Annotated in this window: 13 protein-coding genes (1 of these 13 only partly in view); 3 read left to right on the top strand and 10 right to left on the bottom strand. The window is 63.6% G+C overall.

Annotation, left to right across the window (positions count from 1 at the left end; all coding sequences use genetic code 11):
• Positions 1-1,077: the 3' portion of a M23 family metallopeptidase gene (locus MESCI_RS08085; RefSeq protein WP_063173803.1), read on the top strand. It extends 885 nt beyond the left edge of the window; only the last 1,077 of its 1,962 coding nucleotides appear in the window; its start codon lies beyond the left edge, outside the window; its stop codon occupies positions 1,075-1,077.
• A 6-nt stretch (positions 1,078-1,083) separates the two neighbouring features.
• On the opposite strand, the gene MESCI_RS08080 is transcribed toward MESCI_RS08085, so the two are convergent.
• The gene (locus MESCI_RS08080) at positions 1,084-2,643 is read right to left on the bottom strand and encodes an MFS transporter (protein WP_013529468.1); all 1,560 of its coding nucleotides are present in this window, start codon (positions 2,641-2,643) and stop codon (positions 1,084-1,086) included.
• Positions 2,644-2,794: 151 nt separating this feature from the next.
• Between MESCI_RS08080 and MESCI_RS08075 the strand changes: the two genes are divergently transcribed.
• Positions 2,795-3,427, top strand: coding sequence for a TMEM175 family protein (locus MESCI_RS08075; protein WP_013529467.1), 633 nt, complete (start codon positions 2,795-2,797; stop codon positions 3,425-3,427).
• Here MESCI_RS08075 and MESCI_RS08070 read toward each other — a convergent pair.
• The 8 genes from MESCI_RS08070 to MESCI_RS08035 form a co-directional block, all read right to left on the bottom strand.
• Complete coding sequence (locus tag MESCI_RS08070; RefSeq protein ID WP_013529466.1) at positions 3,401-4,906, bottom strand: L,D-transpeptidase family protein; 1,506 nt, start codon at positions 4,904-4,906, stop codon at positions 3,401-3,403. The two genes, MESCI_RS08075 and MESCI_RS08070, sit on opposite strands and share 27 nt — an antisense overlap.
• Before the next feature lie 150 nt (positions 4,907-5,056).
• Positions 5,057-5,422, bottom strand: a complete 366-nt coding sequence (locus tag MESCI_RS08065; protein ID WP_013529465.1) for an MmcQ/YjbR family DNA-binding protein — start codon at positions 5,420-5,422, stop codon at positions 5,057-5,059.
• Positions 5,423-5,481: 59 nt separating this feature from the next.
• Positions 5,482-8,088, bottom strand: coding sequence for an ATP-dependent chaperone ClpB (gene clpB, locus MESCI_RS08060; protein ID WP_013529464.1), 2,607 nt, complete (start codon positions 8,086-8,088; stop codon positions 5,482-5,484).
• 219 nt (positions 8,089-8,307) lie between these two features.
• A complete protein-coding gene (locus MESCI_RS08055; RefSeq protein WP_013529463.1) occupies positions 8,308-9,255 on the bottom strand; it encodes a DUF4167 domain-containing protein in 948 nt (315 codons plus the stop codon).
• Positions 9,256-9,558: 303 nt separating this feature from the next.
• Positions 9,559-10,431, bottom strand: coding sequence for a peptide chain release factor N(5)-glutamine methyltransferase (gene prmC / locus MESCI_RS08050; RefSeq protein WP_013529462.1), 873 nt, complete (start codon positions 10,429-10,431; stop codon positions 9,559-9,561).
• A complete protein-coding gene (gene prfA, locus MESCI_RS08045; RefSeq protein ID WP_013529461.1) occupies positions 10,424-11,503 on the bottom strand; it encodes a peptide chain release factor 1 in 1,080 nt (359 codons plus the stop codon). Before prfA ends, prmC begins: the two co-directional genes overlap by 8 nt.
• 10 nt (positions 11,504-11,513) lie before the next feature.
• Positions 11,514-13,784, bottom strand: coding sequence for a phosphoenolpyruvate--protein phosphotransferase (gene ptsP, locus MESCI_RS08040; protein ID WP_013529460.1), 2,271 nt, complete (start codon positions 13,782-13,784; stop codon positions 11,514-11,516).
• Positions 13,785-13,867: 83 nt separating this feature from the next.
• Positions 13,868-15,121, bottom strand: a complete 1,254-nt coding sequence (locus MESCI_RS08035; RefSeq protein WP_013529459.1) for an aspartate kinase — start codon at positions 15,119-15,121, stop codon at positions 13,868-13,870.
• 258 nt (positions 15,122-15,379) lie between these two features.
• Here MESCI_RS08035 and MESCI_RS08030 point away from each other — a divergent pair, with 258 nt between their 5' ends.
• Positions 15,380-17,236: a CHASE3 domain-containing protein gene (locus MESCI_RS08030; protein WP_013529458.1), complete on the top strand. Its 1,857-nt coding sequence runs from the start codon at positions 15,380-15,382 to the stop codon at positions 17,234-17,236.
• A gap of 11 nt (positions 17,237-17,247) precedes the next feature.
• Here MESCI_RS08030 and MESCI_RS08025 read toward each other — a convergent pair whose 3' ends face one another.
• Complete coding sequence (locus MESCI_RS08025) at positions 17,248-17,817, bottom strand: putative glycolipid-binding domain-containing protein (RefSeq protein WP_013529457.1); 570 nt, start codon at positions 17,815-17,817, stop codon at positions 17,248-17,250.
• Positions 17,818-18,040 lie beyond the last annotated feature (223 nt).

Below are 18,040 nucleotides of genomic sequence, written 5' to 3'. Positions count from 1 at the left end.
ACCGGAATGGCCGAAGCCATAGCCAAGTTGCTCAATGCGACGGCGCTCAAGGCTGGAACCGTGCTACGCGTCGGCCTCGAGGTTCACGGCGATGCCGCCAAGGTCGTGCGCACCAGCGTCTACGACCGGACCCAGCACATCGTCACCATCGCGCTCAACGATCGCGGCCAGTATGTGCCGGCGCAGGAACCGGATCCGAACCCCGAATTGCTGACGGCCTTCGATGATTCGTCGGCGCCGGTGGTGGTGCGCGGCAACCTGCCCAACGTCTATGACGGCATCTACCGCGCCGCCTACTCCTACGGCATGTCCAAGGCGATGACGCAGCGGTTGATCAAGCTGCTGGCGTCCGACGTCGACTTCCAGTCTCGCCTCAGCCCCGCCGACCGCATCGAAGTCCTGTTCTCGCAGCCCGACGGCGACGATCAGACCTCGGACAGCTCCGAGCTTCTCTACGTCTCGGCGACGTTCGGCGGCCAGACCCGCAACTTCTACCGCTTCCAGATGCAGGACGGCGGCACCGACTATTTCGATGAGGACGGTTCGAGTGCCGAGCAGTTCCTGTTGCGCAATCCCCTGCCCGCCGGGAAATTCCGCTCCGGGTTCGGCGCCCGCAGGCATCCGATCCTCGGCTATGTCCGCATGCACACCGGCGTCGACTGGGCAGCCCCCATCGGCACGCCGATCATCGCCGCCGGCAACGGCACGGTCGAGAAGGTCGGCTGGGCCGGCGGTTACGGCAAGCAGATCATCATCCGCCACGCCAATGGCTACGAAACCTCATACAATCACCAGAGCGCCTTTGCCAAAGGCATCGAACCGGGCGTGCACGTCCGCCAGGGCCAGACCATCGGCTTCCTCGGCCAGACCGGCCTCGCCACCGGCCCGCATCTTCACTACGAGCTGATCGTCAACGGCACCAAGGTCGATCCGATGCGTGTCCGCCTGCCGGTCGGCAAGGTGCTGAAGGGCGATGACCTCGTCGCCTTCAAGCGCGAACGCGAACGCATCGACGAACTGTTGAAGCAGGAAGACAGCGATTCGCTGAAGGTTGCGAGCGCCAAGATCGACGGTTGATCGGCTTCAGCCTGGCGTATCTTCGGCCCGTCGCGGCCATGGCAATCGATCACCGGGAATGGTCGTCCAGGCGATGACAGCCGCAAGCAGGCAAAGCAGCGCGGTCACCGAAGAAACCGCGGCAAACGCGGCGTCGCTGGCGGCGAGCCTTGTCGCATCGATGGCCGGGGCAAGCCCGGCTGGCGCCGGTTCACCAAATCCCGGGATGCCGGACGTTGCGCTCGCGTCCAGTGCATTCGCGTAGACCCACGCGGCAAGCGAGCCCATCGCCGCCACCGCGATCAGACCGCCGATGCGTGAGACGGCATTGTTGATGCCGGAGGCCGCCCCCGTGTCCTTGTCCTCCACCGCCGTCATGATCGCGGTCGACAAGGGCGACACGACCAGAGCCATGCCGAGCCCCATCAGCCCCATCAGCGGCAATGTTCCCGTCCAGAAATTGTGGATGCCGGCGTAGGTGAGCAAGGCCAGCCCGGCAAACGCAAAAGCCACGACCAGGCTGCCGCAGGCGATCGGAAAACGCGGTCCGATCCGGTCCGACAGCTTGCCGACAGGTCCCGACAAAAGCGCGATCGATGCCGACAAGGGCAGGAAGATGAAGCCGACCTCGGCCGTGCTCAGCCCCCAGCCGGCGATCAGCAGCATTGGCAGATAGAAAAGGTTGGCCGACAGCGCAAAATAGAGGAAGAACGTCGCCACATTGGCGCCGGCGAAAGCACCGACGCGAAACAGGCCGAGGTCGATCATCGGCTCGCGCTGACGAAGCTCGAAGACGATGAAGACAGCCAGCAATACGACGCCGGCGGCAATGCTCGGCCCTGCCATGAGGCCCTCGCCGCTGGCGCTCATCGAGGTCAGCCCATAGGCAAGCGCACCGAAAGCCAATGTCGCGAGCGCTGCACCGCCGAGATCCAGGCTGCGTTTCTCCGTCGGCGCATCGGCCGGAACCTTGGCCAGCAGAAGCCAGATCGAAATCAAGCCCAGCGGCAGGTTGATGGCGAAGATCGCCCGCCAGATGCCGTCACCGAAGGCCGACAGCACGAAGCCGCCGAACACCGGGCCAAGTGCCGTGGTCAGCGCCGAAGCCGCCGCCCAGATGCCGATCGCACGGCCGCGTTCTTTCTTCGGGTAGGCCTTGGCGATGATGGCGAGGCTGCCAGGCACCATGATTGCCGCACCGATGCCCTGCAACGCGCGAAATGCGATCAGCACAATTGCATTCGGCGCCAGCGCACAGGCAAGCGAAGCGAGGATGAACAGCGCGATGCCGGCCACGAAGGCGCGGCGCAGACCGAATCGGTCGCCGGCAGCGCCCCCGGCCAGGATCAGCGCCGAGAGCGTCAACGCATAGGCATTGGAAATCCACTGCGCCTCGGCAAGGCTTGCGCCGAGATTGACGCGGATCGCTGGTGTAGCGATGGCCAGGATGGAGCCGTCTATGAAGCCAAGCGCCGAGGCCAGAATTGCCGCAACCAGCACAAATCGTCGCCGCGACTGCGGACAAAACGTTCCATTCGTGACCGGATTGGTCAGCGGGACGGCGGCAGCTTCACTTGGTGAATGCATGAAACCTTGCTTAAACCCCCAGCGCACCGGCAACAACCAGCCAGTGGCTTGCTGTCGCTGAAACCAGCCGTTTGGCCAGGGTCGCACCCTGTCAGGTGCAAATGGCGGCAACCATGCTAGGTTTCCGGAAGGTGCCGATGGGGAAACATCGATGAAGCGGCCACTTGAAGCATCGGCTGAGGGACGCGGCCGTATCGTCGGGATCACCGACGGCGTATTCGCCATAGCGCTCACCCTGATCGTTCTCGAAATCAGGGTGCCGGCGCACGAGGCGATCCATTCCGAACGCGAGCTGCTCGCCGCGATCGCCGACCTGGCGCCGCGTTTCCTGACCTACGCCTTGAGCTTCCTGACGCTGACCATCTTCTGGTTTGGCCAGCAGGCGCAGCATGGTCTGATCGCCAAATCCGATCGACGGCTTGCCACGCTGAACCTTTGCTTTCTCGCCTTCATCGCCTTGCTGCCCTTCTCGACCGACCTTCTGGCCGACTTCCTCGAGTTCAGAACCGCGGTGCTGGTCTACTGGCTCAATCTGCTGGCGCTCGGCGTCACGCTGTTCGCGAGCTGGCGTTATGCGGAGAAAAGCGGCTTCGTAGCAGAGGATATCGATGCGGAAACCAAACGCACGGTCTATCTGCGCATCATCAAGGCACAGGTCCTGTGGGCGGTCGGCGCCGCACTCTCGCTTGTCAGTCCCTTGCTCGGCGTCGGCTTCATCCTGATCGTGCAGTTGGTCTATGCCGCCGCGCTTCGCGGTTCACTGCTGCGCAAGGTTATCGGCTGAGGGCCCGCCGACAAACTCCACCGTCACGCCCGGCGAAACCAATTTGGCCAGCTCCCGCGCATCCCAGTTGGTCAGGCGTACGCAGCCATGGCTCTCGGTCTTGCCGATCTTCGACGGATCGGGCGTGCCGTGGATGCCGTAGGTCGGCTTATCCAGGGCGATCCAGACCGAACCGACGGGACCGTTCGGGCCCGGCGGAATGGTCAGGACCTTGTCGTTTTGACCCTGCTTGAAATTGATGCTGGGATTGTAGGTGTAGTTCGGATCGAGCGCCACGCGCGACACCGTGTGTATGCCGGACGGTGACGGCGTATCCGACGAGCCGATGGTTGCGGGATAGGCGGCGACCAGTTTGCCGCCGGCGTCATAGGCGAAAACCTCTTTCTTGTCCTTGTCGGCGACGATACGCGCCACCGGCGTCGAAACCAGCCTGCCGAAATTGGCGACCTTGATGATCGTGCCGGGACGATTGAAATCGACCTCCGGGTTGAGCGCCTTGAGATAATTCTCGTCCATGTGAAAGCGCTCCGCGAGCGCCTCGGTCACCGACGTATAACCCATGCGGTCGAGTTGCGCCTTCTGGCTGTAGTCTTCCGGGATCGACGCGACATAGGGACCGGCCGCGTCCTCCGCTGTGATCGTGTAGTTGGCGAAGGCATCGCCGCCGGATTGCGCAAGTGCCGCCTGGATGGCGACCGCGTCGGTCGATCGCAGATTGGCGCCGGTGATCTGGTTGTAGGCGGCGAGCGCCTTGTCGACATTCGAACCGAAACGCCCGTCGATGACGCCAGGCGAAGCGCCACCCCGGTCTAGCAGCACCTGAAGGGCGGCGACATCCTGGCGCGCTCCCAGCGAAAGTGCCGGGGCAACGGTGGTCTTGTCGCCGGCCTTTGGCGGCAGAGCCGCCTGATCGGCGGGTGTCGTCGGCTGGGCAGGGTCTATCGCGGCCTCGTTCAGCGGCTGGCGCTTGATTGTACCCGGCTTAGCCGGCTGCGGCGCGTCGGGATAATTGTCGTCGTAATTGCCATCGTCCTGCGGCGCCGGCGGGTAGGCTTCGGCGGAATTGTCCCCATAGGGATCGTACTCATCCGCCGGCGGCGGGATAACGCGGCCTTCCTCTTCCAACTGCTTGCGCCGGAACCGCGCCATGTCTTCCGGATCGTCGAGATAGTAGCGGTCGTCGCCTTCGGGGGCGCGGCCCAGTTCGCGCAGTCGTGTCTCGCGGCGCAAGGCGCGGCGGTCGAGCCGGGTCTGCGGCGGCTGGATGGCGATGACCTTGCCAGTATCGGCATCGACGATCACGCGGTTGCCCCTGGCGTCGTAGTAGATGTCGAGATTGCCGTCCTGGGCGACAAGGATGCCCCCGGTATCGGCAGCGCGGACAACCCTTGGCGCATTGTCCGTCGTCGGCGCGGCGAACGCCCCGGAAGACACAAGCCCGGCGGCTAGCGCCGAGAGGGCAAAGATCGTGCGGAACATGGTGGCCAAATTCTCCGGTCCGTAAATTTGCCGCCGCCGGCATTGTCTTCTGGCGAACCCCTTCGCCAGCAAACCAGTTACACCATCCTATGGTTCCAACATGAACCGGGCATGAAGATGGCGGTTTTCCGGCGCCTCAAGGAATATAGGCTAGCTTTCGGCAAGTCCCAATTCCTTGCGCGCCTGCCTGGTAAGCTTCAGGGCGACAAGGCGATGGCTCTCGCGCAGATAGTCCTTCAGCGCGGCATCATCCATGCTCTGGCTTGTCCGACGCTGGATCCATGTCATGCCGCGCGAGGCAAGATAGGGGGCGGGCCGTAGCCCCGGCTGTTCCTTGAGCACATCATAGGCGATATCGGAACATTTGAAGGTGACGAAGAGCTGCTGGCCATCGTCCCAGCCGCCGATCGCGAAGACCTTGGCCCCCACCTTCCAAACATGGGCGCCACCCCACTGGACGACATGGGTCGTCGAAGGCAGCGAGTCGCAGAAGCTGTTGTAGTCGTCCAGTGTCATCCCCGCCCCACGTTTTATATGAAAACGCCGCGCGTCCAGGAAGGACGCGCGGCGCAGGATCAGGCTGCCGCTTCCGCCGCGACGATCGTCGGTTTGGAGCGGAAATTCAGCCGGTCGGAACCGGCTGTCACCTTGACGGTCGAGCCGTCGAGGATGTCGCCGAGCAGGATCTTCTCCGCCAGTGGGTCCTGCAATTCCTTCTGCATCACCCGCTTCAGCGGCCGCGCGCCATAGGCCGGGTCGTAGCCCTTGGCCGCCAGCCAATCCACCGCCTCCTGGTCCAGCGATAGCGTGATCTTGCGGTCGACAAGCAGGCTCTCGAGCCGCTTGAGCTGGATCTCGACGATGCGGCCCATATCCTGCCGGCGCAGCCGGTGGAACAGGATCACCTCGTCGACGCGGTTGAGGAACTCCGGCCGGAACGATGCCCTGACGACGTTCATCACCTCGTCGCGCACCAGATCGACATCCTGGTCCTCGGTGAGGTTGACGAGATATTCGGCGCCGAGGTTCGACGTCATGATGATCAGCGTGTTGCGGAAGTCGACCGTGCGGCCCTGGCCGTCGGTCAGGCGGCCGTCGTCGAGCACCTGCAACAGCACGTTGAACACATCCGGATGCGCCTTCTCGATCTCGTCGAACAGCACGACCTGATAGGGCCGGCGCCGCACCGCTTCGGTCAGCGCGCCGCCTTCCTCATAGCCGACATAGCCGGGAGGCGCGCCGATCAGCCGGGCGACCGAGTGCTTTTCCATGAACTCCGACATATCGATGCGCACCATGGCGCTCTCGTCGTCGAACAGAAAGCTCGCCAGCGCCTTGGTCAGCTCGGTCTTGCCGACCCCCGTCGGTCCGAGGAACATGAACGAGCCGATCGGCCGGTTCGGATCCTGCAGGCCCGCGCGGGCGCGCCGCACCGCTTTCGACACAGCTTGCACCGCCTCGCCCTGGCCAACGACGCGCTTGCCGATCTCGTCTTCCATGCGCAGCAGCTTGTCGCGCTCGCCCTGCAGCATCTTGTCGACCGGAATGCCGGTCCAGCGCGAGACGATATGGGCGACGTGGTCGGGGGTAACCACCTCTTCGACCATGCCGGCTTTGCCGTCCTGGGCCTCGGCCTCCTTCAGCTTCTTTTCCAGTTCCGGAATCTTGCCATAGGCAAGCTCGCCGGCGCGCTGGAATTCACCCTTGCGCTGAGCAATGGCAAGGTCGTTGCGCGCCTCGTCGAGCTGCTTCTTCAGGTCGGCGGCGAGCCCGAGCTTCTGCTTCTCGGCCTGCCACTTGGCGGTGATCTCGGTCGATTCCTCCTCAAGGCCGACGAGTTCCTTTTCCAGGCGGGCGAGCCGGTCCTTCGAAGCATCGTCCGTCTCGACCTTCAGCGCCTCGCGCTCGATCTTGAGCTGCATGATGCGGCGATCGATCTCGTCCAGCGCCTCAGGCTTGGAATCGACCTGCATGCGCAGCCGCGATGCGGCTTCGTCGACCAGGTCGATCGCCTTGTCCGGCAGGAAGCGATCGGCGATGTAGCGGTTGGACAGCGTCGCCGCCGCCACCAGCGCTGAATCCGAAATGCGCACCTTGTGGTGCTGCTCGTATTTCTCCTTCAGGCCGCGCAGGATCGAAACGGTGTCTTCCACCGTCGGCTCGTCGACGAAAACCGGCTGGAAGCGCCGGGCAAGGGCTGCATCCTTCTCGACATGCTTGCGATACTCGTCGAGCGTGGTGGCGCCGACGCAGTGCAGTTCGCCGCGCGCCAACGCCGGCTTCAACAGGTTCGACGCATCCATGGCGCCGTCCGCCTTGCCGGCGCCGACCAGCGTGTGCATCTCGTCGATGAACAGGATGATGTTGCCGCTGGCCGAGGTGACTTCGGAGAGCACGGCCTTCAGCCGCTCCTCGAACTCGCCGCGATATTTGGCGCCGGCAATCAGCGCGCCCATGTCGAGCGCCATCAGCTGCTTGTCCTTCAGCGATTCCGGTACGTCGCCATTGACGATGCGCAGTGCCAGGCCTTCGGCGATCGCCGTCTTGCCGACGCCCGGTTCGCCGATCAGCACCGGATTGTTCTTGGTGCGGCGCGACAGCACCTGGATGGTGCGGCGGATCTCGTCGTCACGGCCGATCACGGGGTCCAGCTTGCCGGCACGGGCATCCGCGGTCAGGTCGCGCGCGTATTTCTTCAGCGCGTCGTAGCCCTGTTCGGCACTCGCCGAATCGGCGGTGCGGCCCTTGCGGACATCGTTGATGACCTGGTTGAGCGCCTGCGCGGTGACGCCGGCCTTGGCCAATATGTCGGCGGTCTTGGCCGACTTTTCCATGGCGAGCGCCTGCAAGAGCCGCTCTACCGTGACAAAACTGTCGCCGGCTTTCTTGGCCAGTTCCTCGGCGGTCGAAAACACTTTCGCCAGCGGCTGGGCCAGATAGAGCTGGCCATTGCCGCCCTCGACCTTGGGCATCGCTTCGAGCGCCGTCTCGACGCCAAGCTTGACGTCGCGGACGTTGCCGCCGGCGCGTTCGATCAGCGACGCGGCCAAGCCCTCGTCGTCGTCGACGAGCACTTTCAGGATATGTTCAGGGGTGAATTGCTGGTGGTTGCGGGAAAGCGCCATGGTCTGCGCGGACTGGATAAAGCCGCGCACGCGCTCTGAGTATTTCTCAAGGTTCATATCTGTCTCCTTCCATCACCGGCCCGCTTTGCGGCACCGGATCCGATTGCGGTGACGGACCCGCTCATTCGAGCCGGGTCCAGTTGAGGCTGATATGGTGCACAGGCCCTGAACCCTCAAGACGTCCCGATATCGGCAACCACATAATATTGCACGGCCGCCCAAACGAAAACGGCGGAGATTTCTCTCCGCCGCTCAATGCCTTGAAATGCCGTTGGGTCAGTTGTCGATATCGACATTGACCGGTTGGGCGTTGCCGCTGTCGGCCGGGGCCGCAGCCACCTCGCCGGCGTCGGTCCCGGAATTGGCATTGTCACTACCGCCATCAACCTGATCGGCGTTGACGCGCGGGCGGCGCGGACGACGCGGACGACGGGCAGCACCGCTTTCGGCGGCCGCCTCGTTGAGTTCGGCCTGGGCGGCAAGACCTGCCGGGGAAAGGTTCTCGAACGACGGAGCCGGTTCGGCCGGCGCCACAGATTCGGCCGGCGAAACGGCTTCGCCCTGGACCGGGGTCTCGTTGCCCTGGGGCTGACCACCTTGCTCGGCGGACGATGAAAAGTCGCGCTGGCCGTTCTGGCCATAGCCGCCATTGGGGCGGCGATCACGATGGCGCCCGCCATTGTTGTCGCGGCCGCCATTGTTGCGCCCGCCATTGTTATCGCGGGCCTCGCGGCCACCTTCCCGGTTCAGCGCGACCTCGGCCGGCGTACCTTCGATAACCGGCTGCGGGCCGGCGCCATGGTTGACCACCGGGATCTGGACGTCGGAAGCAGCGTTGCTGTTGTTGCCGCTATTGTCGAAATCGTCGCGGTCCTCATCGCCGTCATCGTCGAAATCATCGCGATTCTGCTGCGTGTTCTGGATTGGCATCTGCGCCTGTGCGGCCGCAATGATGCGATTGTAATGCTCGGCGTGCTGGAGATAGTTCTCCGCCATGACCCGGTCGCCGGAGCTGTGTGAATCACGGGCAAGGGTGGCGTATTTTTCGGCGATCTGCTGAGCCGAACCGCGGATCTTCACGTCCGGGCCATTGCTCTCGTAGTTGCGCGTCAGGGGATTAGGCCCCTTGCGGTTGTTGTTGTTGTTATTGTTGTTATTGTTACCACCGCCGCCGCCATTGTTGTTGCGACCGCGCATGCGCCTGTTCTGCTGTTGTGGCCTCATCAAACTCTCTTCATTTTGAAATTTTCGAAAAACTCTTCACGAACGGAGGCGCTCATGCAGCCAGCCGTTTCGTCTCTTCACCGGCGTTCGCCCGCATCGATTGCGTTGGCGCCACGTGTCATCCTGTTCCGGTTACATCACTTGCCGGACGATTCCCGCACGAAGCTTGGGCATCGTTTGCGCAAGAAGGCAGCTATTTCCAAGGAAAACCGAATCGCTAAGAGCACTGCCTGCTTCGTCTCATCCGGTTAAGGCGACCCTAGCCGCATTCCCCGGCATTGCCAAGCGCTTTTTTGCACTGCGTCAAGGCTTTATCCTTTCAAAGACAATAACCCTGTCGTTTCCACCGAGGTCACGGAAAACACTGCCCGGCACGTAGCCGGCTGCAGTGAATATCTCGCAGACCTCGTTGCGTTGCGTATGGCCGATCTCGACCGCAATTCTGCCTTCAATTTCCAAAAACCTTGCCGCTTCCGCAGCGATGGTTCTGTAGGGGTTCAGACCGTCCGCGCCGCCATCCAGGGCTAGGCGCGGGTCGAAATTGAGGACTTCGTCCTGCAGATTTCCAATGTCTTCGGAGGATATATAGGGAGGGTTTGCGACAATTACATGGTACCGGCCGGAAACTTTTTCGAACCAGTCCGACTGCAGCGCCGTGAACCGGCCCGCAAGGCCCAGTTGCCCGGCATTGCGGGCCGCCGTCGCCAGCGCACCCGCGGACAGATCGACGCCGGTGGCATTAGCCGTCGGCACGACGCTGAGCAGCGCCAGCGCAATGGCGCCGGTGCCGGTGCCAAGATCGAGGATGCGACACTCGCCTTCCTGCGTCGCAACCGCCTTGACGAAGGGCAATATCGCCTCGACCAGCGTTTCGGTATCCGGCCGCGGTTCCAGCGTTTCCGGCGACAGCGACAGGCGCAAACCGTAGAATTCACGATAGCCGAGGATGCGATGCACAGGTTCGCCGCCGGCGCGGCGTCTCAAGGCGGCATCGATTTCGGCAACAGCGCCGGCGCCGACCCTGCGTTCGGGGTCCGCAATGGCTTGCGTGCGCGTCGTGCCCGAGAAATGCTCGACGATCAGCCTGGCATCGAGCGCCGGGTCGTCGACGGTGCTGCCGAGCCGAGCCCGCGCTTCCCGCAGCAGCGGCCCGAGCGCGTTGGGCAGGTCAGTCATCGATGCCGATGTCGGCGAGCAGCTTGGACTGATGATCGGCGATCAGCGCGTTGATGATCTCGTCGAGTTCGCCCATCATCACCCGGTCGAGCTTGTAGAGCGTCAAATTGATGCGATGGTCGGTGACGCGCCCTTGCGGGAAATTATAGGTGCGGATGCGTTCCGAGCGGTCACCGGAGCCGACCTGTGACTTGCGCGATTCGGAGCGCTCCTCGTCAGCCTTGCCGCGTTCGAGATCATAGAGGCGGGCGCGCAGGATCTGCATCGCCTTGGCGCGGTTCTGGTGCTGCGATTTCTCAGCCTGCACGACCATGATGCCGGTCGGCAGATGGGTGATGCGGACGGCCGAATCGGTGGTGTTGACGTGCTGGCCGCCCGAACCCGAGGCGCGCATCGTGTCGATGCGGATGTCTTCGGCCCTGATGTCGATGTCGACCTCTTCGGCCTCGGGCAGCACCGCGACGGTTGCCGCCGACGTGTGGATGCGCCCGCTGGCCTCGGTCGCCGGCACGCGCTGCACGCGATGCACGCCGGATTCGAATTTCAGATGCGCAAAGACGCCCTTGCCCGACACCGTGGCGATGATTTCCTTGTAGCCGCCGGCATCGCCATCGCTGGCCGAGGCGGTCTCGAAACGCCAGCCGCGTTCGGCGGCGTAGCGTTCGTACATGCGAAACAGGTCGCCGGCGAAAAGCGCGGCCTCATCGCCGCCGGTGCCGGCGCGGATTTCGAGAATGGCGTTCTTGTCGTCGGCGGCATCCCTGGGCAACAGCAGGATCTGAATGTCCTTCTGCAGCGCCTCGATGCGATCCTCGACCCCTGGCAGCTCGGCCTCGGCCAGCGCCCGCATCTCGGCGTCGGTGCCCCTGTCGGCAAGCATGGCTTCGAGGTCGGCCTGTTCATGCTCGGCCGCACGCAGCGCCCTGACCTTGGCCACCATGTCCTGGATTTCGGCATATTCGGACGCCATCCGCACATAGGCGTCCGGGGCCGGGCCGGCCGACATCTGCGCTTCGAGCATCTCGAAACGCTTGACGACTTGATCCATACGATCGCGGGGCAAATTGACCATGATGAGGCTGCTATAACGGGATCGAACGGTCGTCGGCAAAGGCCTGCAGCAGCGCCCGCATCGGCAGGCCCTGTGCCGGAGCCATCAGATTGTCGTCGAAAAACGCCTTCAATTCGTCCAGCGGCAGTTCCGTCAGCATCGCCTTGACCGGCCCGATCGAGGCCGGCGACATCGAGATCGAGCGGAAACCAAGGCCGATCAACGCCATCGCCGAGATCGGCTTGCCGGCGAGTTCGCCGCACAGCGTCACCGGCGTGTGATTGCGGACGCCGGCATCGGCGATCTGCTTGAGGACGCGCAAGAAGGGTGCCGACAGCGTGTCGAAGCGGTTGGCCAGTTGCGTGTTGCCGCGGTCGACGGCCATGACGAACTGGAACAAATCGTTCGAACCGACCGAGACGAAATCGACCGCTTTCATCAATTCATCGAGCTGGAACAGCAGCGACGGCACTTCAAGCATCGCCCCCAGCTTCAGGCTGGTCGGCAAATGATGGGCAAAGCGCGACAAATGCCGCACCTCGCGGTCGATGATCTCGCGTGCCTGGGCGATCTCGCCGAGTTCGGTCACCATCGGCAGCATCAGCTTCAATTCGCGGCCGCCGCTGGCCTTGAGCAAAGCGCGGATCTGGGTGCGCAGCAGGCCCGGCCGGTCGAGCGTCAGGCGGATCGCCCGCCAGCCAAGCGCCGGGTTCTCTTCCTGGATCGCGCCCTTGAAATAGGGCAGCACCTTGTCGCCGCCAATGTCGATGGTGCGGAAGGTGACGGGCTTGCCGCGCGCCGCTTCGAGCACGTCGCGGTAGAGCTTTTCCTGGGCCTCGGCCCGGGGAAAGGTGGAAGCGACCATGAATTGCAATTCGGTGCGGAACAGACCGATGCCGGCCGCACCCGCTTCGGCAAGCTGCGGCAGGTCGACGGCGAGACCGGCATTCATCAGCAAATCGACCTGGACACCATCCCTGGTCGTCGACGGCTTCTTGCGCAGTTCGCGGTAGACCTCTTGCCGGCGCGCCCTGAAACGCACTTTTTCGGCATAGGCGGCCTCGAGATCTGGCTGCGGCCGCAAATGGATCACGCCCTCCTCGCCGTCGACGATGATGGCATCGCCGTTTTCCGCCATGGAAACAGCGCCCTTCATCTGGCCGGCGACGGGGATGCCCATGGCACGCGCGACGATGACGACGTGGCTGGTCGCTGCACCGTCCTCGAGCACCAGCCCGCGCATCTTGTCGCGGGGATAATCGAGCAGTTCGGCAGCCCCCATCGAACGGGCGACGATGATGGCGTCCTTAGGCAGCGATGCCGCGACATCTTCCGGCCCGCGCCCCATCAGCTGGCGCAGCAGGCGGTTGGCGAGGTCGTCGAAATCGCTCATCCGCTCGCGCAGATAGGGATCGGTCATGTGCAGCATGCGGGCGCGCATGTCGCTCTGCACCTTTTCCACCGCCGCTTCGGCCGTCAGGCCGTTGCGGATCGCCTCTTCCAGCCGTCGCACCCAGCCGCGATCGTTGGCGAACATGCGATAGGCTTCCAGCACCTGGCGATGCTCGCCCTCGAAGGCGACGTCGCGGCGTTCCAGCATGTCGTCGATGGACAGCCTGAGCGAGCTGAGTGAGGTCTCCAACCGGCGAACCTCTTCCTCGCTGTCCTCGTTGAACAGATTGGTGACGACGATGCGCGGCTCGTGCAGCACGACATGGCCAAGCCCGACGCCTTCATTGAAGGACAGGCCGGTGAAGCTGACAGGACGGCGCAGATCGAGTTCGAGGCCGGGCCGGGTCAGCCGCGCCAGATCGCCGGTGGCGATCATCTCGGCGATCACCATCGCCGTGGTTTCCAGCGCCTCGACCTCGTCGTCGCGGTAGTGGCGCATGGTCTTGTTCTGCACCACCAGCACGCCCAGCGTGCGCCCTGCCCGCAGCACCGGCACGCCCAGGAACGAGTTGTAGATCTCTTCCCCGGTCTCCGGCAGGTAGGCGAAGGCAGGGTGTTCCTGCGCATTGGACAGGTTGAGCGGCCGCGCGCTGGCGGCGATCGTGCCGACCAGGCCTTGGCCCAGCCGCAACTGCGCCAAATGGACGGCGTTCGGGTTCAGACCTTCGGTGGCGTAGAGTTCGAGCACCGAATCGGCACGCAGCACATAGAGCGAGCAGACTTCCGCGACCATGTTTGAGGCGATGTCGCGCACAATCCGGTCAAGCCGCTCCTGCGGCTCCAGCGGCTCCTGCATGAGCTCGCGGAGCCGTTTGAGCAAAACGCGCGGGCCACTGGCCTGATCACGCATCGCGGCTTGTTCTCCAATGGGCATTCTGCCCGCCGCAGTTTCCACCGCGACCGGCGCACACGCAACAACTCAAATCGTTCTCGCTACTGCTTATCCAGACCGTAGACGGAATGCAAAGTACGAACCGCAAGTTCCGTATACGGGCCGTCGATCAGGATCGAAATCTTGATCTCCGAGGTCGTGATGGCGCGGATGTTGATCGATTTGTCGGCCAGCGCCTTGAAAGCGGTGGCGGCGACGCCGGCATGGCTCCTCATGCCGATGCCGATGACCGAAACTTTCGACATGCCGGCTTCCGACTGCACGACATCGTAGCCGATCGAGGCCTTGAGGCGTTCAAGCACGGCCAGCGCCTTGTCGACATCGCCCGACGGCACGGTAAAGGTCATGTCGGTGAACTTGCCGTCCTCGGAAATGTTCTGGACGATCATGTCGACATTGATGTTGGCCTCGGCCAGCGGCCCGAAGATGCCGGCGGCAACGCCCGGCCGGTCGCCGACCCGGCGCAGTGAAATCTGCGCTTCGTCCTTGGCGTAGGCAATTCCGGTGACGACCTGCTGTTCCACGATCTCTTCCTCGTCGCAAATGAGCGTTCCGGGCGGATTGAGCAAATCCCCCATTCCGGGCGCATCGGGATCGTCGAAGGACGACCGCACGAAGGTACGCACCCTGTGCACCATGGCAAGCTCGACCGAACGCACCTGCAGAACCTTGGCGCCGAGCGAGGCCATTTCAAGCATTTCCTCGAACGAGATCTTGGCCAGCCGCCGCGCCTTGGGCTCGATGCGTGGATCGGTGGTGTAGACCCCGTCGACATCGGTGTAGATGTCACAGCGATCGGCTTTGACCGCCGCAGCGATGGCGACAGCACTGGTGTCGGAGCCGCCGCGGCCGAGCGTGGCAATACGATTGTCCGGGCCGATGCCCTGGAACCCGGCAATCACCGCCACCTGGCCCTCGCCGAAGCGCTTGATCAGGAACGCACCGTCAATGTCGAGGATGCGCGCCGCCCCATGCGCATTATCGGTCTTGATCGGGATCTGCCAGCCCTGCCAGGAGCGGGCGTGCACGCCCATGTTCTGCAAAGTGATGGCCAGCAGGCCGGCCGTGACCTGCTCGCCGGAAGCGACGACCGCATCATATTCGCGTGCGTCATGCATCGGCGAGGCCTCACGCGTCCAGCCGACCAGTTCGTTGGTCTTCCCGGCCATCGCCGAAACGACCACCGCCACCTCATGGCCGGCGTCGACCTCGCGTTTGACGTGACGCGCCACGTTGCGGATGCGGGCGATGTCGGCGACCGAGGTTCCGCCGAATTTCATCACGATGCGCGCCATGGGAGCGAAATGCCTTTGCCTGAAGCCGGATCCCAGCCAAAAGCCGGAATCCCGAAAAGCGGAAGGCCGGCTGACGCCGGCCGCTGAATGCGCGGCCTCCTTAGCCAAATGACGAAGGTTTCGCAAGGCTGGCGGCCAATTGCCGGCTCCAGAAGCCGGCATATTGCCTTCCGCCCCGGCGCCGCCTACGAAATGCTGCCTGCGGGGAATTCTTTTGGTTCGGCATAGCAGATGATGATTGCTCGGTTTCGACGTGCCATGCGATGGCAATCGCTCCCGCTTGTCGCGGGCTTTGCGGTGCTGGCGCTTATTGTCGGCAGCCGTGCCATGCTGGTCGAGGAACAGCGGGCCAACCGCGCCGCCGCGCGCGAGGCAATCGAATATCAGCAATTGCTTTCGGGTCTGCTTTCTCTGGCACAGGAAGCCGAGAACGGCCAGCGTGGCTACCTGCTGACCGGCGAGAAATCCTATCTCGAACCCTACCGGAGCGCTGTCGGCGCCATTCCGGGGCAACTTGCCCGTATCGACAGCTTGACCGCCCCCGACGACCAGTTCGTCCAGCCGATCAACCACATCAAGGACGCGCTTTCGCAAAAGCAGGCTGAACTGGCCGAGACGATTGCCCTGTACGACCAGGGCAATGCGACGAAAGCGCTGGATCTGATTCGCAGCGGCCAGGGCAAGGCAGTCATGGACGAAATCCGAACCAGCATGGATACGGTCCGACGCATCAGCGCCGCAGCCGTCGCCGCGCGCGACGCGCATACCGACCAGGTCGAGACCTGGCTACGCATCGGTTCGGTGGCGGCACTGCTGGCGATCTTCCTGCTTGCCGGCTACGCGATCAGGGAATCGCGCCGCCGCTTCCTTGAGGTGGCGGTCGCCCAGGAGGAGTTGGTGCGCAAGAACGTCGCGCTCGGCAGAGAGATCGAGACACGTGAAAAGGCAGAATCCCAGATCCGCCAGATGCACAAGATGGAGGCGGTCGGCCAGCTTACAGGCGGCATCGCCCACGACTTCAACAACATGCTGGCGGTGATCATCAGCGCCATGAACCTCGCCCAGCGCAAGCTGGCGCGCGGCGAGCACGACATCGCACAATTCATCGACGCGGCGATCGATGCCGCGACCCGTGCCGCCAATCTGACGGCCCGGCTGCTCGCCTTCTCGCGTCAGCAGCCGCTGGCGCCGCAGATCGTCGACGCCAACCGCCTGCTGACCGGGATGTCCGACCTGATCCGTCGGGCACTCGGCGAAACCATCCTCATCGAAACGGTGCTGGCGGGGGGCTTGTGGAAAACCCATGCCGACCCGAGCCAGATCGAGAACGCCGTTCTCAACCTGGCCGTCAACGCCCGCGACGCCATGGGCGATGACGGCAAGCTGACCATCGAGACCGCCAACAGCCATCTCGACGACAGCTACGCCGCCGCCCATGCAGAAGTCGCGGCCGGCCAGTATGTGATGATCGCCGTCAGCGATACCGGTTCGGGCATGACCCCCGATGTCATGGCCAAGGCCTTCGAACCCTTCTTCACCACCAAGCCGGTCAACAAGGGCACCGGCCTTGGATTGAGCCAGGTGTTCGGCTTCGTCAAACAGTCGGGCGGCCACGTCAACATCTATTCCGAGCCCGGCGAAGGCACGACAATCAAGATCTACTTGCCGCGGTATTTCGGCGCCGAAGAGCCGGCCGTGCCCACCGGGCGCGGCGACAACTCCGCCGCACCGGTCGCCGAAACGATCCTTGTCGTCGAGGATGATGCCCGCGTGCGGGTCTCCACCACCGAGGCCATACGCGAACTCGGATACACCGTCATTGATGCCGCGAGTGGCGAGGAAGCGTTGCAGAAACTGGCGGAAAACCCGAAGGTCGCCCTGCTGTTCACCGACATCGTCATGCCCGTCATGAACGGCCGCAAGCTGGCGGAAGAGGCCGTTGCCCGCATGCCGCTGCTGAAGGTGATCTTCACCACCGGCTTCACCAGGAACGCCGTGGTCCACAACGGCGTGCTCGACCACGACGTGCATTTCCTCGCCAAGCCCTTCACCATCGAGCAACTGGCAGCGAAACTGCGTGACGTGCTTGGCACGACGCAGGTCGCAGCGGACTGATCACAATCGCTTCAGCCTGACGCAGCCGCGCGTCTCCAAAGGCCGGGATAGTCGACAACGAAGCCGTGCGGCGAGACGTTGAGGGTCTCGTCATAGCCGAACACCGGCGCGGCATAGGCATAGCGAACCGTGTCGAGACGCCGATAGGCCTGATCGAGGCGCACCAGCCTCAGTTCAGGGAAAGTCAGGTAGGCGGCCGGGGCAGGCGACGCTTCGCCGATCCCGAGGCCATACCGGCGGATCGCCAGCAGGTTCGATGCCGGTGTGAAGCCAAGATCGACGTCGACAAGACCGTCGACACCCTGCTGGACTTCGCCGTTCAGCGTCCACTGGCCGTTGAAATCGCGTTCGATCGCATAATGCAGCTGGCGCGTGCCGAGAAAGCCTTCGACAAGCGCCGCCCGTGTGTGCCAGCCGGCATCGCAATCCACCCCGTAGGCGAGGCAGCACGGCTTGCCGTCCTGGATGAAGATGGCTTGTCCCTTGAGGCTGTGCCCGCCATCGGTCTGCGCAAGCAGACAGGCATCATGCCCCTCCACGTCCAGCCGATGCCAGAGGATCGAAGCCGTCATTGCTGTCATCGTCACCTCCTTCGAGTTCAAAACGATGATGTGTTCCTTCGCCCGCCAGGCCAATTGTGTTTCACCGCGGCGCACTCCAGCTGACATGCCCTGACAGAATCCGGCTCCCTGCCGGCAGAGGAAAATTGTTGCCTTGACATTCGCGGCTTCACGCCCGACTTCCTAGCGCATGGCCCCGAAATCGAAGTCGATTTCGGAAAGGATCATGCGCAGAATCTAAAGT

Origin of the sequence: Mesorhizobium ciceri biovar biserrulae WSM1271 (assembly GCF_000185905.1) — a bacterium.
Lineage (GTDB): Bacteria > Pseudomonadota > Alphaproteobacteria > Rhizobiales > Rhizobiaceae > Mesorhizobium > Mesorhizobium ciceri.
This window is presented reverse-complemented; position numbering and strand designations above follow the sequence as displayed.

Excerpts from the sequence above, each read along its gene's own strand:
- prmC (WP_013529462.1), bottom strand. The coding sequence starts at position 10,431 with ATGACTGACCTGCCCAACGCGCTCGGGCCGCTGCTGCGGGAAGCGCGG.
- clpB (WP_013529464.1), bottom strand. The coding sequence starts at position 8,088 with ATGAACCTTGAGAAATACTCAGAGCGCGTGCGCGGCTTTATCCAGTCC.
- MESCI_RS08030 (WP_013529458.1), top strand. The coding sequence starts at position 15,380 with ATGCGATGGCAATCGCTCCCGCTTGTCGCGGGCTTTGCGGTGCTGGCG.
- MESCI_RS08080 (WP_013529468.1), bottom strand. The coding sequence starts at position 2,643 with ATGCATTCACCAAGTGAAGCTGCCGCCGTCCCGCTGACCAATCCGGTC.
- prfA (WP_013529461.1), bottom strand. The coding sequence starts at position 11,503 with ATGGTCAATTTGCCCCGCGATCGTATGGATCAAGTCGTCAAGCGTTTC.
- ptsP (WP_013529460.1), bottom strand. The coding sequence starts at position 13,784 with ATGCGTGATCAGGCCAGTGGCCCGCGCGTTTTGCTCAAACGGCTCCGC.
- MESCI_RS08055 (WP_013529463.1), bottom strand. The coding sequence starts at position 9,255 with ATGAGGCCACAACAGCAGAACAGGCGCATGCGCGGTCGCAACAACAAT.
- MESCI_RS08035 (WP_013529459.1), bottom strand. The coding sequence starts at position 15,121 with ATGGCGCGCATCGTGATGAAATTCGGCGGAACCTCGGTCGCCGACATC.
- MESCI_RS08075 (WP_013529467.1), top strand. The coding sequence starts at position 2,795 with ATGAAGCGGCCACTTGAAGCATCGGCTGAGGGACGCGGCCGTATCGTC.
- MESCI_RS08065 (WP_013529465.1), bottom strand. The coding sequence starts at position 5,422 with ATGACACTGGACGACTACAACAGCTTCTGCGACTCGCTGCCTTCGACG.
- MESCI_RS08025 (WP_013529457.1), bottom strand. The coding sequence starts at position 17,817 with ATGACAGCAATGACGGCTTCGATCCTCTGGCATCGGCTGGACGTGGAG.
- MESCI_RS08070 (WP_013529466.1), bottom strand. The coding sequence starts at position 4,906 with ATGTTCCGCACGATCTTTGCCCTCTCGGCGCTAGCCGCCGGGCTTGTG.